The organism is Alteromonas sp. AMM-1, from assembly GCF_047290655.1.
Classification (GTDB): Bacteria; Pseudomonadota; Gammaproteobacteria; order Enterobacterales; family Alteromonadaceae; genus Alteromonas; species Alteromonas mangrovi.
This window is the reverse complement of the sequence record NZ_JBLBUE010000083.1, coordinates 1-15,159: the sequence shown is the minus strand read 5'-3', so window position 1 is coordinate 15,159 and position 15,159 is coordinate 1. Positions and strand designations below refer to the sequence as shown.

The window sequence follows — 15,159 nt, the reverse complement described above, 5'->3', positions numbered from 1 at the left end:
TCACTATGTTTTATAACAGCCAAAGAATGCACTCATACCTGGATTACAAAAGTCCAAACCAATATGAAGCTGACATGGCTAACTTAGGAAAAGCTGCTTAACTGGGTTGTGTGAATTTGCTTGACCACGTCACTGTGCTGTTCAGGGCACAGAAGGCCGCATGGCTATCGGGTGCGGAATACCGCTTTGTAGTTTTAGTGCTGAAACCTTAAAGGTGGGGGCGGGGGTGTGTCAATGATTCTGTGTTTACATGAGTTTAAGTGAGCAGTTTTTACGCTGCTCTACAACCCTTACAACTTTAACAACTTTGAATTAGCTATTCGCTTTGTTGCTCGCACTTTTCCACTCCACTGCCAGTGATACGGTACTTGAAGCCATCTTGTTTGATGTGCCCGAGTTCAATTAAAACGCCCAAATTAAATGAACATTCACCACACGCGTCGCTAATATCCGACTCAGTGAGGTATCCAGGCTTCAAGCGTTTCTCTACTTGTCTTGCAGAATACAGAAGAGATAAGATTTCGTGGCGTTGCTTAACAATTTCGTTCATGGCTGTTCCTCAGTTGTTTAATAATTGGTAGATGATTCGAGTGTGGCGCTTAGTACTTTGCCAGTAAATTCCATCGTACTTATCCAGTCTGGCGCGTGCCGATTTATCATCTTTTGCAAAACCGGCTTTATTGAGCAGGTCGGTTTTATTTAGCTGGTTGTCTTGAAGCAATATGCTTTTAATGAAGTTTACAAACTCAAGATCCTGCTCTGTGGCCTGCGCTTCGATTAAGTCTACTTCAGACAGAATGAGTGTGTTGGGGTTAATGTCGAACGCTTTATCTAAAATAGCTGCTCGTTCCTTTTTAACTTCCAGAATGACACCCACTGAATCACTGCCGTTCAATTCACGCTTTTTAAGGCGGTACATGTTGTCTATTGAGTTGCGTATGGCATTGCTGCCCTGGTAGTTGCGGCCATCTTTATTGCTGTGTCCCAGAATAAATACTGTGCCGCCAGCCTCGCGAATATTCTTCAGCATGTTCATTACTGCGCCTATTTTGGCGTCGTTATTTACATCAGCGAAATCACGAAGGCTATCTATAACAAAAAACATGTTTTCAAACTGGTGTGCTGTGGCGCTGTCTGATAGCGCTCTTAGCAATTCAAATGGCTCCAGTTCGCACTTGCTGCGTTGCACGTAATGCAGGTTTCGATGGCTTGCGATCAGCAGCTCGTTTACGTTGCGTTCTTTCAGCACACTTAGCGGGTTGTCGAAGTCTAAGTAGAAAACCTGGTTCATTCGCAGTGCAGCGTACTTTGCCAGAGCAAAGGCCAGCCAGCTTTTACCATTGCCGCCATCTGCATACACCATTGTGATCATGCGCTTTGCTATAAATCAATCAATAACGAATTCGATTCGTTCATTAAAGTCTGCTTCTGACAGACTGGCCTGTGTGAGTATGTGTAGCATGGTGTTCCCTTATAAATCGTTGTAGTAATCGATTAGGTTTAAACGGTTTGCAATTCGTCGGGCTTTGTTTAATGCACTTTGCTGAATTTCATAGATGCGTTGGGTAGAGCAGCCGCACACATCAGCAATATCCGGCGCAGAAAGGGTTTGGCCGTCTGTTGCCAATATGCACAAAATATCCAATCCAATGTCGATTTCGCTTTTATAGCTCGGTTGGTTGCTCATCTTTTCTTTCCTCATCTGAAACCCACCTCGGCATAAAAAACAAAGCAAGTAATGGCCAAGGAGAACCAGTTAAAAAACAGACGAAACCAATCAACCCAAAAAAAGATAGATAGACCAAAGCTGGTACTAAGTATTTCATCATCACCCCTCATCAATCATTTCATCGGATGTCACAACCAGTTGAACCTGGCACTCTTTACCGGCAATAAGCAGGGTGCCAAGCCACGTTTTTGAGTTTGTAGTAGATGGGCAGGACATATCCTCGGCAAGTGAGTTAACCAGCTCGCTGAATAAGGGCGATTCGTTTGCACAGTCGTATGCAAGCAGGTCTTCTGGTTCATAATCGGGATGAACGTGTTCAAGCATGGTGAGCCTCGTTAGTCTTCTAAAAATTCGTACAGGAAACGCTTTGCAGCAAGATGGCGAAACTTTCGCAGTGCCTTCTGTTCAATTTTGTAAATAAAGCTTCTTGTACAGCCGCACACATCAGCAATTTCCTGATGGGTTAGTGTTTGGCCGTATTCTGCGTACTTACATAGTGCAGCTAGTCCAATGTCGATATCGGGGTTTGGTGGCTGTGGACCTTTCATACCTGTTCCTTCACTTGTTGTTAAATAAGCTTTGGCTGAATCTTGCGGCGATACTCATGACGCTTTGTGCGCAGGATCTTGTAAACCTGAATTTGATTCAGGCTAGGGCAGTACTCTTTATGGATGCGTTCTACAGGCCAGCTGTGGTTATGCCATAAGCGAAACATGTGAATGTCGCGCAATTCCTGCTTCAGCTTGTCGCCGCGTGGCAGGTACCGGCACTCACCGCCCTGGTAATGGGCGATTTCGGCAATTAGGGCACAACTTACCTGGTATGATTTTTCAGCGGATACCCCTGCTTCTTTTAACCGGCGTTCGCATAGCAGTACCAATGCCCAAAGGTGCTCTTTGTAGCGCGACATAGCTAGTTCACGATCACTGGTGAGTTCTGGCAAATGCTCCAGCAGCTGCTCGAAATCAGAGTCAAAATCAAACTGGTTCTGGTCGTTCACAGCAATTGGCCCTCGTATGCAGCTACCACGTAATCGTAGGGCGCTTTGGCCGTAGGCCAGCTTTTACGGTGGCCGTTTAGGTGGGTTAAACCTTGTTGAGTTAACTGTGTAGCCATCAGGCGGCGGTGCCAACGTTTCATCGACTCCAGTACTTTTACGGTGTTTTCGTCTTTGAGCCAGCCAACATGATCTATTCCAACCCCGTTATTTAATTTGGTAGTCATGCGCTTAACGTATGAATCCAGCGCAGCTTCTGAGCTATCGCGTACAAAACCGTGTTTGTGCATGGTGATCCAGATAGCGCGAATTTTATCTACATCAGCGCCTTTCGATTTTGGAGACATGCGGCGCGTTCCTGGCTTGCTGATAGCCTTAAAACCTTTCAGCACCATTTCATCTAAAACCGATTGCAGCTGGGTAATATTCATTTGTGCGCAGCTTTGCTGGCCGGTGATCCGATTCAACAGTTCGCGGTAGCTGTCTTCCGACATGGCCAGTTGGTTTTTGGCTACATGAATTTTGGTAATTAAGCTGTTTTTGGCAGACATGCTGGCTTCTCCAAAGTTAAAAATTGGGACATAGCGTGTTCAAATGAGTCAGCAATACCGTTTTGCAGGCAGTTGTCGCAATGCACGCAGAAGCGGCCCGAAATTGTGTTGTAGTGACAATTAGGACGCTGTGTGTTGCATTCGGGACAAACCGCCTGTTCTATTACCGCAGGATCAATGCCCAGGTCTTTTAATCGCTGAAGAAGTATCTGTTTCATGTTGACCTCGTTACTGGTTAGCACCTTGCAGAAAAGCCTGAATTAGAATTGCGGCCGCCGCCCATGCAAAGAACAGAGCTAAAAGTGGAGAGCCTGAAGTCAGCGCAAGTACACAGGCGCTCAGGCAGAGTAAAAGTAGTGATAGTCGCTTCATTTCGGGTCTCCTTGGTTTCCTTAAGCCAAGCCCTGTTATTACAAGGCTTGGGTTAAGGCCCTTTGCAGGGCGCTTAATTTGCTGGCTCTATCTCCAGCCATTTTTCGTTGGTGCTCTCGTCGTGATACACGTTCATCACGTAATCTTCTTCGAGTCCGTCCAGATCGCCTGGTAGCTCTGCAATGGCTGCCATCAAATCGTGTTTACTTCCAATAACGGTGCGGTTAAGCAACTTCGGTTGTTTGCTCATTGGCTGTCTCCGGTTTTAGTTCAGTGGTGATATTGGCCATGTCTAATGCCAGTTGGTGATAGGTGCCTTTTTCGTCACGCCAGTACACGCGGTAATATTCGGCGCTACTGTCAACTTCAATGGCGTCTGCAAGGGCTTTCATAGCCTGTTGCCACTGTGGGTCGTCGATGTTGTGTTTACGCAGGCTCAGCACCCGAGCGGCACTAAAGCGGCCTTGCTTATCGGTTTTGAATGCGCCTTGCACAATGGCTTGCAGATTTTTGTTGCTACCTTTACTCCAGCGTTTAATGCAGTCGTCGATTAACGCTTTTGCTGCTACCAGGTTCTGGTTAAAGCAAATGCGGTCCTGGCGGCTGCGTTCAATCTTTATGCGACGGTCGAAGCTGTACAGCGTTACATTTCCTTTCGTGCCACCCAGCTTTTTGTCGTATTCAGAGAGAGCGTGCGTTACGAACTCAGCTACGCTGTTGCGCAGTGAGTTGGCAAATGCCTGTAGTTCGTCGTGAACTAGTACCGCGTTGGTGAAAAGATCTCGCGCCAGCTGATCACGCTCAATTTCAATTGGCTTAATGCGGTCTTTGCGGATCAGGTTGCCGTCGCCGTCTTCCATAAAACCAACAGGGGCGTTGATTTTGGTTAACCCGTACAACTCGTTAATGTTTTTCATGCGCTTAGCTCCTTCGCTTTAGTGTCTGCGTTCGATACCTGCCACTTCACAGTGCAACCGTGAATGCGTGTTGCAATCAGGTTGAATCTGCCTCGGTGCGTGTTGTTTATTGAAATCACATGGCCACGCACTTTGTTGTTAAGCGGTGGCAGAATTTCAATTACTGTTGCGCCATTAGCGATATTCAAACTAATGATTGCGCAGCCATTCTGGATAAGGTGGCGCATTGCCAATGCCGCCTTATCAACTTTGGATTTAAAGGCAATGTTGTGTTTGTTCATTGCTTGCTCCTATGGGGGCAGGTTTGGCAGGCTCTGTAGAGCCTGACTCGCTGCGGGTTACTGTGACTAAATGGTTTAATTTGCTCGTTTAAACACCGTTTAACCGGTATTAAACCCAGTACAGGACAGGTCATAGTTAAGTTGGCATAGGCGGCTAACACTTTTTGTTCAATGTTGCCGATGTTGCCTGGGTACTTTTCGTTAAGTACCTGCGACAACGTGGTTTTACTTAACCCCGTATCCAACTCCACCTGACGGCGGCCCAACTCTGTTACTTTGCTTGATAGCAATTCATACCAATCCATAAATCCTCACTCAGCGGTTTCAGGTCGTTCTATCAACCGCTTCAGGTTCTGGTCGTAAAGCCCTTCCTTGCGGGCAACTGGATACTTGTGCCCGGTGTTGTTAAACAAACGGTAGCGGTTGTGCCATCCCTTGCGCTTGGCCATTGGCGCACGCTTGTTAAATGAACCAATTTTCACTACATATTCATAACGACACAGGTCAGTGAGGTAGCGCTCCACACTGGTTTTACTGCATTCGGCAAGCCCCATAACCTCAGGGATGGTAAACGTCTCCAGATACCGCATTGATTGCCAAATCCGTTGACGGATTGAGCCTGGCTGTGGGCTGGTAGGGTTTTTCCCCGGTAAATGCGGCTTGGCGCGTGCAACTTTGGCGTAAACGACCGGCTTTGCCTTACTGTTAATTGTTTCTACCGCACCAAGCGTTTTCAGGTGGTCAATTACCATTTGCGCCTGGTGTAACGAGACATCCATTTCTTTTGCCAGCTCATGACTATGAAAGTCTGGCTGTTGTTTGATCCACTCCCAGCTACGCTGGCTGAGGGTTTCTCGCATCCTTAAAGCTCCGCTACAGGAAAGAATTCACGCCCAGCCCACTGGCTGGCATCAATGGTTTTCAGGCCATTTGATTTCGCGAATTTTTCAATACTGGCAAGCCCGGTAGTAATGCGCCTGAAGTTGCCACGAGAGGTGTCTAAAAGGTCTTTCAGCAGATCTGGTTCAATGGTGGTGTGTTCCACCAGCTCCGTTGCCATAATGGCAATGTCTTCTTCATCAGCCTTTTGAAACTGAACGTGTTGGCTAATGCGCCCGAAAAGCTGTGGCAGGCGTTTGATTTTCTTTGGCAGGTGCTCGTAACCAATTAATACAATGGGCACACAAGCAAGATCGTAAATGTCTCGAATGGTTTCGAGCACTTCGGTTTTGTCGGCCAGGTAATCAGCTTCGTCGATGAATAATGGCTTGCCGGTTAAGGCTAACTCTTTAACAATGAAGTTAATCATGTCAGCTTTGCGCTGACGCTTGTCTAACCCTAAGTCCTGGGCTAAGCGCTCCAGCAAGGTCCCCATGGTGTCACTTTTCAGGCAACGAACCAGGATGCCATCGGCATTTACGAACAGATATGCGCCTGCTGTGGTTTTACCCAGACCTGCCTGTCCGGAAAACAATGCCATAGCTGGCGAGCCTTCCTGAGCGGCTTGTTCAACGGTTTGGTATGCATCAAATGCAGCCATCACGTTTTTGGTTTTAGCGGTAATTGCTCTCATGTCACTTTCCTTTGCTTTCGGTTTGGTTAAATAACTTGTCTAACATCTGAGCGGCGCGGCGGTTGTCGCGACGGTACTGATGTAGCCAGGCTTTTTCGGTGGGGCCTAACAGGCCATCTAATTTCAGTTGGGTGTAGTGGCGAGCCTTTTCGTGCTCGTTTTTGTAGGTTGGGCCGCTGCCATTGCGGATCGCCTCAATGGCGTTGAGTTCGTCACGGCGGCGTGCCAACTCATCTTTCTGCTCAGGCGTATAGCCCTCGGTTTTCTGAGTGCCATTTTCAATGGATTCAGTGGAGCTTGACGTGTATTGCTCAGAAGGCTTCGGAAAAGCCGTTAAGCCTTTATTCTGAGATTCCCGGTACTGCAGGAATTTCATTGCTACATTGCTTACGTCATATTCTTTACTGGCACGTTTGATAGCATCACGTTCTTCACGCAGCTTTGCTTTTTGGATTCGCTTAGCTTCGATAGCGTGTTGCATCGTAATTTCGTTGCCTGCTAACTCAGGATTAAATGCCTCGCAAATGAAGCCCCCTGTTACAGGGTTGAATACGTAGATTTTGCCAATGTCTTTTGGGTTGTGTTTACAGTGCACTCGCTCTCCAACGAATGCGCCAAGTTCAGCATGTATATAATCGATGCCGCCAACGCTTATCCCTTCTTTACCAACAGTTCTGTTGCCATTTTGGCTGGGAACGGGTGCCAACAGCATGTCCAGCACTCGTTCATTATCTAAACGCTTAATGGTTTGTCTGTGTTGGCTGAATTTTTCAAATGGCGTACAGCCCAGCTCACTGTGGTAGGTGTGGTCGTAATGGTTGTCTATCCAGCTATTAATAAAAGCTTCAAGTTCGTCCGATGATAGAGAAACATCGATAGCTACGTTTTCTGCGCCCTTTTCGCGACGCTCAATCAGACGTTTAGCAAAACTTAAGCGAGCGCTAAGTTTTTCCCGATCACTTACATTGTGGCCAATGTAACCTGATAGCATCTCTGCAATGCCGTGGCTGAATGTTCTGAAGAAGCGCTCTATAAAAGGCTTCTCCCAACCACTGTAGGGGTTGGTTATATGGTTATGTATTTCCAGTGCATCCCAGATAGCCAGGATGTGGGCAGACAGGTAATCTTTACCATTATCTGTTTTAGCAACTTCAGGAATGCCCCAATCAAGGATCGTGTTGCGAATTAGAAGGGCTATACCCTCCGCGTTTGAAGTGGGCTTTAAAACTACTTTTACACGGCGTGTAAACACATCAATAACGCCAATAATCGAGTGGCGACCATTGTTACAATTGACATCTGACGGAGTGCTGTCGAATTCCCACAATTGGTTAATGCGTTCGACTACAGCACTTCTGCTACCAAAAGCCACCATCATCTTGTTTTGCCATCCGCTTGCGTCTACCAATGACATAAAAGTGACGTGATTTTCCTGCTTCCACGTTTTTAACCACTTGCGGCAAGTTGACGGGGAAGGGAGTTCATACTTACCTTCAAATTCCATTTGAAGGAATTCGGCAAGCCTTTCTCCTTTTACATGTGGGAACTCATGAATTAATGCGACACAGAAGCGGCTCATTTCCGAGCAGCTATCAATAATCCCTTTTCCTTTAGTTTTACCGTATTTGGGAGTTATCCCAGCTACACCTTTCTCACTGTATGCTTTCTCCCAGCGAAGCAGGGTTCTTAAGCTGAGGTGCGGCTTTATCTGGTAAGTGGAGTCATCAAAATCCAACTCGCGTTTGTTGTAGAGTTCAACAAAGCTGTTCCAACTTGCAGTTTTACCAATATTCTCGTTAATACTGGCTTCTGCTAACTTCAAAATGGCGAGAGTAACTGACGCACGTTTGTTACCTTCAAGATTCAAAGGTGCGGTTAATAATGAATTACGCTTAAGTTCAACGTCTCTTTGAGTGCGTTTGGTTTCTACATCACGATAGAATTCTGCAGCATGAAATGCGCGATTTTCGATATCATCACGCGCACCTTGAGTTTCACGTAATTTCAGCTGAATGTCTGAGGGCAACTTGTCGGCGTGGTAATGAGGTATCAATCCACCACGGCCCTCCAGGCTAACAAAGGACCATTCTTCCCGATTTGCTCGCAGAGTAATGGTTCTTTTGGATTTACCCATTGCCTCAGCAATTTCTTTGGCAGTGAAGTATTCCATTATTTGTTACTCATGCTTGAAAGACACTTTTGTGTCTCTTTTGGTTTTGAGAATGCACACGTTTGTGTGTATACGTCGTGTTTCTCTGCTACCATTTGAGAATGCAAGAAGCGTTTACGCTTTCCATTGGAGTGGTATCTTGATGGCCAGATTTGCATTGGATGCAGCCCGAGCTGAGAGGCAATAACCTCTTCAGCCTTTTTGTGGGGCTTTCTTATAGCCGTTTGACAAGCCCTGTTAGGCAGGCCGTTTTGAATGGCTAACTCTGTAAGTGTTAGCTCCTGTTTTCTGATTGCTGCAATAATGTCAGCTGGATGCCAATCATTATCAGCTGGATGCAAATCTGTGTGAGACATTTTTGAGTCCTTTTATTGTGCAGTTGCACTCATAATAAGACATAAAAATGTCTATAGTAAACTGCACAAAGACACTTTTGTGTCTTTGTGTTTTTATGTTTTTGATTTTTAAATGATTAAAGTTGGCTTACGTATGAACAAAGAATCTTTCTGTACCTGGATTAAAGAAATCAGAGAAGAAAAAATCAGTAGGAAAGATATGGCCAGTAAGTATCCATGGCATGAAAATACGATTAAGGCATATGAGAAGGATAGATTGCCTGAACTCGACTATTTATATGCACTATCCGTGGTCACAAATTTTTCTTTTCGCGAGTTGGTTCGCCAGCGTCTGAAAACCGGATTATCAGATTTACAGTTTCCCAAAATTGAGAAAAACCATTTGTTGAACAACATTGACCAAGTTCTGCAATTTGATAATCAGTCTGATCGCTTCAGCTATTTAAATAACCAGGGTGAAAAGGGTGCTCTCGAATTCGCGGAAGTAAAAAGCCAAGCTGAAATCTATCAAAGTTTTCCATCCCTAAAGGTTGAAGACGATGCGATGGAACCGACCATAAAAAAAGGGGCGCTTTGCACTGTGGATCACAAGGACACTAAATTGTCCCCAGGGGCGATATATGGGTTTAGCTACGGTACGGGTAAAAGCGAAGCATCACTTTCAATATTGCGCAGGGTTCAGTCTTCACTAAAAGGAGCCATTATCCTGGTAACTGACAATCCAACATATCCAGCCCAAGAGCTATCAGAAGAACTTAAAAAAGAGATTACTGTAATTGGCCGTATAAAATCGGTTACAAATACCCTCTAAGAAAGATCTCACTTACGCAGAAAAAGTGAGATCTTAAGATCTCACTTACAACCGAAAGTGAGAAATTAGGGAATCTGCTAATCTGTCCAATTTCCCACTGTTTAAATTGCCTACAACCCTTATTTAAACTACTTTTGAGCCACTTTTAATGCTTGGTTGAAATACCAGGGCAATTTGCCAATCTAATCGGACGGTAAATTCAGTGAAATTCTTAACGTTGCCAAACTGAGTGGTTTAACTGTCTTTCAAAGTCGTCGCGACCAATTTCTTTGCAAGCCACGCCAACAAAGGCTTCCCAGTTATTCCCGCTTAATTTTACAAGATCCCACTTTATGACAGACTAACAGGTCATCTACATCAGTGGTCTGGGTTCAGGGCATAAGGGGCGACAAAACGGCAGCATAGCCGCTTTGCAAAGCCAAAGGCTGCCCAATGGGCGAGAGAATCTTTCTTTGAGCAACCAACCGTGCAACCAGTCAATTATCACCGACCAGGTCCGTTAACTAAATTGAGCAATTCTATTGTGTTTTAACTGAAGTTGTTTCTGTTGGCGGAACTTCTTCTTTGAGATGCTCAGCCAAAAATGGCATCACCCAATCATACATAATCTTTACCTCACCGGTTGTGTCGAAAGAATGTTCTGCGCCGCGCATAATCTTAAGTTCGTGAGGTTTATTGTAAAATGAGAGCATTCGGGATAATCGCCAACTGTGCTCAATATCCACAATCGAGTCTTTGGTACCATGGATCAACAACACCGGACGCTCAACTTTGTCGGCATTGTAAACGGGTGAATAGGCCATCAGTTCGGTCATTTGCGATGCAGGGTCGCCAATCATTTCTTTCAGTATTTGTGTGAGCGTTTCGTTGTTCTGAACTGAACGCTTGTTAAAAAGCAGGGGTAAATCGGTAACGCCAGCAAACGACACTGCGCATTTGTATTTATCGGGATGCTGGATAACACCCATAATGGATGAATAGCCGCCATAACTGGCACCGAATAGACACATCCGGTTTGCATTTAAAACGGGGTATTTTTTCAGTACATCCTCAACCGCCGCATTGATATCACGTTCTATTGCTCGACCCCATTGTTGCATTCCACTTTCTTCAAAGTTTCGCCCGTATCCACCTGAACCGCGGTAGTTCACGCGTAAAACGGCATAGCCGTTGTATGCCAGCCACTCCACGTCACTGCTGAAAAAGGGCGCATCATAAATGCCAATTGGCCCACCGTGGGGCATAATCACCAGTGGTAGTGTCGCTGTTGTGTTCAAATCGGCATTGGCTGGGAATGAGATAAACGATTCCACGTTTAAATCGCCGGTAGTGGGAGTTTGCAGTACTTTCATTGTAGACAGCTGTACATGGTCCAGCCATGGATACAAGTCTACCAATGGGCTGCAATCTGTTCCCTGTTGTTTGCAATGCATAATTACGCCAGGCTCAGACTGACCGAATTTTACAACCAGCATGGAGGCGAAATCCGGAGAGGTATCGTACACTGCATAAGTAAACGCCGGCGCATGCTGCTTCACATTGGCTAGCACAGCATTGGCTTCATCATTCAGAAAGTAATAATCCAACCGCCCTTTGTCTATGAAGGTAACTGCCAGTGGTTTTTCACCGTTGGCGTCCATTACGATGCCATTAACGTCGCGGTTAGGGTGTTCATAAAGCACTTCATTTACAGTGGCTGTTTCTAAATCAAACACTACCGCAGCGCGACGGTCGCGTTCAAAATCGGTAATTACCCAAATATGACGTTTTATTGGATCTACACCGTACACATTGAAATAGGTATCGGCGTTGCCCGTCCAGATAAGCTCCATTTTATTGGAACGCTTACTTTTGCGGCCCCACAGATGGGGCAGGTTGTCTTCATAGCTCATTCCTACCTGCAAGAGGCTGCTTTGATCGGTTATCCACTCAATTATTTTGCCACTGTTGCTGTTTAACTTTTGGTTTTTATTAAAGCGATAGGGGGTTTCGGAAAACAGCGGTACTTTGTGTACGTCTGCATACACATGACCATCATCATTCCACCGATACTGACCGAAATAAATGTTTTCCGGCGACATCGGTAACCTGTCTACAATGTATCCCTGATTATCGATATAGTCTTTTCTAACCACCTTAATGTCATGTTCCTGAATCAGCAGGTCAAAAAAGTGGGAGCCAATTTTTCCGCTGCCATTATTGCGTGTCTGGATCGCTAAAATCGAATCGGATATCCAACTCACGGTGTGAATTTTATGCCAGTTATTTACACCGTAAATTTTGCTGAATGGTACATGTTCATTGCCTACAAACACATCGCCAAATTTCTCGTAGGCAATTAAGTTGCCACTGGGATTAAGTTTGGCCGTTTCAACGGCGGGTCTGAGATGAAAGTCCTTTACGTCCAGTGTATCGTCTGCTTGTGTGGCTAGCGCCGTAAAGAGAGCAAAAAGTAATATCAGGGTCTGCGCTTTCATTCGGCTGACTCCTTGCCGTAGCGTTTGGTGTAATAGAAATTTAAAAATGGATCGTCGGGAGCCAGGGCGTTGTACCAGGCCAGGCGTTTAAGTAAATAAGGATATTGTTGTTCCAGGGATTGCAGCACAATTGCTGGGCGGTCGAGTAAATCAGCACCCGCTTTGTCTCCCAAGCGATCAAATTCAAATACGCCGGTAAAATTCAAGTGCCCAGGGTTTACTTCAAAATTTAACTCCCTGTCGGCAAAATCAAAATAGGTATAAACGGGCGCTGTGCCATTAGATGACCAGCCCAGTTTTACCCGGTCCCAGATATATTTGCCCTGTTTTAATTTCATTAATTCGAAATGCTGGCTGTGAAACAAAGGACCAATCCGGATTAAACCACCCAAAAATCGCTCACTTTTCAGTGTGATTTGTGGTGCTACTCCATGGGAATAAGCGGCAATGGCGGCAAGCCCTTCGTCAGGCTCAAGAGATTCCAGTACTACGCGCTTTTCAAGACTGACAATAATCTCGTCAGTTATCTTCTCGAATTTCTCTGCATTGGCCTCAGCTATACTCTCAAGTGAGTTATCTTCACAAAACTTCTGCCATTTTTCAGACTGATAAGCAGTGCTGAACGTATTAGGGCGCTCTTCTACATAAAAATTGTACTGGCGGGTGTAGTCATGGTGGGCCTGCCATACATCTACCAACATTTCAAAACTAACAGTGGGATCTGCCTGAACGACAAGATAGTCTTCTTTCACCGACTGTAAATTTGACTTGTAGTCGTTAAGGATGGACTCGATTTCATTGATATAGTCTGCACTGACACTGGCAGACATTTCCATGCAGGATTCCGCTTGTGCAGCAGGATATGCAAGGCAGAGTAGCAGGCAAAAGGCGGCTTTTTTCATTCAGGGCTTCTCTTGTTGTTATAAATACAACACGAAGCGCACAGCTAAAACTGCCTAACTTAACATTCCATGTCGTTTAACGATTATTTAACGCTTTTGACTTATTTTCAAGAGCCTGTGTAGACAGCGTTTCATCACACCAGCAGCGCTCTTGCCTCGTTCAATACCGCTTTTACAATTCCATGCTGTGCCTGGCTCTTACCGGTGAGGGCATAAAAGCGTTCTTTTATTTCAGGTACTTCACCACACTTTATTACCTGGTATTGTTGCTCTACATGTTCTGCTATTGCTGACGGCGCGCAGAAAACACCAAAACCTTCGCTACCAAATAATTTCAGTAAAGCGCTGTCGTCGAACTCGGCTACGACATGGGGAAAGATGTGCTGGCTTTCGAACCAGGTTGTCAGGCCCAGAGTGATGCCTGATTTGATTCCCGGAAGCAATAAATTTCGATTATCAAGACAAGCTGGAAATCCGGCTCCTTTGGCTATATCGGGGTCGGAAGAGAAAAAGGCCAGATGAGACTCCCCTAAAAAATAACTGTTGGCGCTCACCTGGGTACCCGGCGCAATGCCGCGATCGGCAATAACCAAATCGATGTGGTTGACTGCCAGCTCGCTCAGCAACGTATCAAAGCTGCCTTCCCTGAACTGAAATTTTATGTGTGGATATTCACGCATGGTATTGGCAAAAAAATCATAAGCCAGTACCTTGGGAATAGCATCAGTGATCCCTATGGTAAACGATTGCTGGCTTGCTTCGTGATCGTTGCGAATGATGTCGGTAAGCAAATTGCCTCGATGGAATATTTCACTTGCATGTTCAAACACTGCCTTGCCTTTGCTGTTTAGATACAAGCGCTTATTGATGCGGTCGAACAACTGGCAGCCAATTTGTGATTCAAAGGTAGTTAGCTGCCCGCTTACCGTTTGCGGCGTTACATGCAAAAGTTTGGCAGCGTTTACAATATTGCCTTCTCTTGCAACCAGATAAAAATAATAGAGGTGACGAAAGTTAAGATTATACATAACGTAGAATTATTCGATGAACAAGTAAGGAAATATCAGTTTTTATCTTACTTGTTGTTTAGGTAAAGTAGCAACTCATTGTGATATGGAGTGAAATCATTCAAATGGAAAAATCCATTGATTTACGAGCAATAAAGCAGCACCTGGTCGCGTTACTCAAACCTGAACTTGGCTTTTTCAATGTTGCCATAGCCTACGGTGTTGCAATCAGCTTTCTTACACTAGCGGTGCCCATTGCAGTTCAGACGCTGATAAACAGTATTGCCAATATCGGCTCAGTACGGGCGGTGGTTATCTTGTCTTTGGTATTGCTGTTTACGTTAGTGATTTCTGGCTTGCTAAGTGCGATGCGAATGCGGGTGATGGAGCATTACGAGCGAAAAGTATATGCGCGGTTAATGTCACAACTTGCAGCCAAAACTATGATGGCTCCACAGAGTTTCTTTGATGGTCAGCGCAACACCACTATTACACAGCGTTACTTCGATATTATGACGTTTCAGAAAAACGTGCCGTCGCTCATGGTAGACGGTTTTGCGCTGGTTCTTCAACTGGTGGTGGGTTTCACACTGGTGTCGTTTTACCATCCCTTTTTGCTGATGTTTAACCTGCTGATCATACTTATGATGTATGCGATCTGGAAATTATGGGGTAACCAGGCCAAGCGCACCGCGGTTAAATTATCACAGTCGAAGTATGATTCGGCAAAATGGTTGAACGATATGGCCAGTGCCCATGAATTTTTTAAGTCAGCTGATCATTTGGATTATGCGGGTCGCAATACCGAGCACTACATTGCATCCTATGTTAAAAAGCACAAAGCACACTTTCACTTTACCTTTAGGCAAGCCGTTACCTTTCTGCTGCTGTACGCTGTAGCCAGCGCCTCGCTACTGGGTATAGGCGGGTATCTGGTGGTAATCGGACAGCTCTCAATTGGTCAGTTGGTTGCGGCTGAGTTAATCATGTCTGCGGTGTTTTTCGGGCTGTCGCGC

Annotated in this window: 20 protein-coding genes; 2 read left to right on the top strand and 18 right to left on the bottom strand. The window is 45.4% G+C overall.

From position 1 onward, the window contains the following. Window positions 1-316 precede the first annotated feature (316 nt). The 15 genes from ACLR2L_RS13035 to ACLR2L_RS12965 all read right to left on the bottom strand — a co-directional run bounded on the left by ACLR2L_RS13035 (window position 317) and on the right by ACLR2L_RS12965 (window position 8,946). Window positions 317-550, bottom strand: a complete 234-nt coding sequence (locus ACLR2L_RS13035; RefSeq protein ID WP_413368621.1) for a hypothetical protein — start codon at window positions 548-550, stop codon at window positions 317-319. Between the two features lie 9 nt (window positions 551-559). After that, complete coding sequence (locus tag ACLR2L_RS13030; protein WP_413368620.1) at window positions 560-1,372, bottom strand: AAA family ATPase; 813 nt, start codon at window positions 1,370-1,372, stop codon at window positions 560-562. Between the two features lie 99 nt (window positions 1,373-1,471). Next, window positions 1,472-1,687, bottom strand: coding sequence for a hypothetical protein (locus tag ACLR2L_RS13025; RefSeq protein WP_413368619.1), 216 nt, complete (start codon window positions 1,685-1,687; stop codon window positions 1,472-1,474). A 141-nt stretch (window positions 1,688-1,828) separates the two neighbouring features. Next, window positions 1,829-2,053 carry a hypothetical protein gene (locus ACLR2L_RS13020; RefSeq protein ID WP_413368618.1) on the bottom strand — a complete coding sequence of 75 codons (225 nt, stop codon included), beginning with the start codon at window positions 2,051-2,053 and terminating at the stop codon, window positions 1,829-1,831. 11 nt (window positions 2,054-2,064) lie between these two features. Continuing rightward, window positions 2,065-2,277, bottom strand: coding sequence for a sigma factor-like helix-turn-helix DNA-binding protein (locus ACLR2L_RS13015; protein ID WP_413368617.1), 213 nt, complete (start codon window positions 2,275-2,277; stop codon window positions 2,065-2,067). 20 nt (window positions 2,278-2,297) lie between these two features. Continuing rightward, window positions 2,298-2,729, bottom strand: a complete 432-nt coding sequence (locus ACLR2L_RS13010) for a Mor transcription activator family protein (RefSeq protein ID WP_413368616.1) — start codon at window positions 2,727-2,729, stop codon at window positions 2,298-2,300. Then, window positions 2,726-3,277, bottom strand: a complete 552-nt coding sequence (locus tag ACLR2L_RS13005; protein WP_413368615.1) for a gp16 family protein — start codon at window positions 3,275-3,277, stop codon at window positions 2,726-2,728. Before ACLR2L_RS13005 ends, ACLR2L_RS13010 begins: the two co-directional genes overlap by 4 nt. A 445-nt stretch (window positions 3,278-3,722) precedes the next feature. Next, on the bottom strand, window positions 3,723-3,899 hold the full coding sequence (locus ACLR2L_RS13000; protein ID WP_413368614.1) for a hypothetical protein: 177 nt from the start codon (window positions 3,897-3,899) through the stop codon (window positions 3,723-3,725). Continuing rightward, complete coding sequence (locus tag ACLR2L_RS12995) at window positions 3,874-4,566, bottom strand: DUF3164 family protein (protein ID WP_413368613.1); 693 nt, start codon at window positions 4,564-4,566, stop codon at window positions 3,874-3,876. The genes ACLR2L_RS13000 and ACLR2L_RS12995 overlap by 26 nt, the downstream gene beginning before the upstream one ends. Continuing rightward, window positions 4,563-4,847 (bottom strand): hypothetical protein, encoded by a 285-nt coding sequence (locus ACLR2L_RS12990; RefSeq protein WP_413368612.1) that lies wholly within the window; start codon window positions 4,845-4,847, stop codon window positions 4,563-4,565. The genes ACLR2L_RS12995 and ACLR2L_RS12990 overlap by 4 nt, the downstream gene beginning before the upstream one ends. After that, on the bottom strand, window positions 4,844-5,152 hold the full coding sequence (locus ACLR2L_RS12985) for a hypothetical protein (RefSeq protein ID WP_413368611.1): 309 nt from the start codon (window positions 5,150-5,152) through the stop codon (window positions 4,844-4,846). Before ACLR2L_RS12985 ends, ACLR2L_RS12990 begins: the two co-directional genes overlap by 4 nt. 6 nt (window positions 5,153-5,158) lie before the next feature. Next, window positions 5,159-5,707 carry a hypothetical protein gene (locus ACLR2L_RS12980; protein ID WP_413368610.1) on the bottom strand — a complete coding sequence of 183 codons (549 nt, stop codon included), beginning with the start codon at window positions 5,705-5,707 and terminating at the stop codon, window positions 5,159-5,161. Window positions 5,708-5,709: 2 nt separating this feature from the next. Beyond that, on the bottom strand, window positions 5,710-6,420 hold the full coding sequence (locus tag ACLR2L_RS12975; RefSeq protein WP_413368609.1) for an AAA family ATPase: 711 nt from the start codon (window positions 6,418-6,420) through the stop codon (window positions 5,710-5,712). Between the two features lies 1 nt (window position 6,421). Beyond that, complete coding sequence (locus ACLR2L_RS12970) at window positions 6,422-8,554, bottom strand: Mu transposase C-terminal domain-containing protein (protein WP_413368608.1); 2,133 nt, start codon at window positions 8,552-8,554, stop codon at window positions 6,422-6,424. A gap of 35 nt (window positions 8,555-8,589) precedes the next feature. Continuing rightward, the gene (locus ACLR2L_RS12965; protein ID WP_413368607.1) at window positions 8,590-8,946 is read right to left on the bottom strand and encodes a helix-turn-helix domain-containing protein; all 357 of its coding nucleotides are present in this window, start codon (window positions 8,944-8,946) and stop codon (window positions 8,590-8,592) included. Window positions 8,947-9,058: 112 nt separating this feature from the next. Between ACLR2L_RS12965 and ACLR2L_RS12960 the strand changes: the two genes are divergently transcribed. Then, complete coding sequence (locus ACLR2L_RS12960; RefSeq protein ID WP_413368606.1) at window positions 9,059-9,757, top strand: helix-turn-helix transcriptional regulator; 699 nt, start codon at window positions 9,059-9,061, stop codon at window positions 9,755-9,757. Between the two features lie 518 nt (window positions 9,758-10,275). Here ACLR2L_RS12960 and ACLR2L_RS12955 read toward each other — a convergent pair. From ACLR2L_RS12955 to ACLR2L_RS12945, 3 genes are all read right to left on the bottom strand, one after another. Then, complete coding sequence (locus ACLR2L_RS12955) at window positions 10,276-12,234, bottom strand: alpha/beta hydrolase family protein (protein ID WP_413368605.1); 1,959 nt, start codon at window positions 12,232-12,234, stop codon at window positions 10,276-10,278. Next, on the bottom strand, window positions 12,231-13,136 hold the full coding sequence (locus ACLR2L_RS12950) for a hypothetical protein (protein ID WP_413368604.1): 906 nt from the start codon (window positions 13,134-13,136) through the stop codon (window positions 12,231-12,233). Before ACLR2L_RS12950 ends, ACLR2L_RS12955 begins: the two co-directional genes overlap by 4 nt. A 134-nt stretch (window positions 13,137-13,270) precedes the next feature. Beyond that, window positions 13,271-14,164 carry a LysR family transcriptional regulator gene (locus ACLR2L_RS12945; protein WP_413368603.1) on the bottom strand — a complete coding sequence of 298 codons (894 nt, stop codon included), beginning with the start codon at window positions 14,162-14,164 and terminating at the stop codon, window positions 13,271-13,273. Window positions 14,165-14,268: 104 nt separating this feature from the next. On the opposite strand from ACLR2L_RS12945, the gene ACLR2L_RS12940 reads away from it, so the two are divergent. Then, window positions 14,269-15,159 (top strand): ABC transporter transmembrane domain-containing protein (locus ACLR2L_RS12940; RefSeq protein WP_413368622.1); only part of this gene is annotated, 891 nt, incomplete at its 3' end.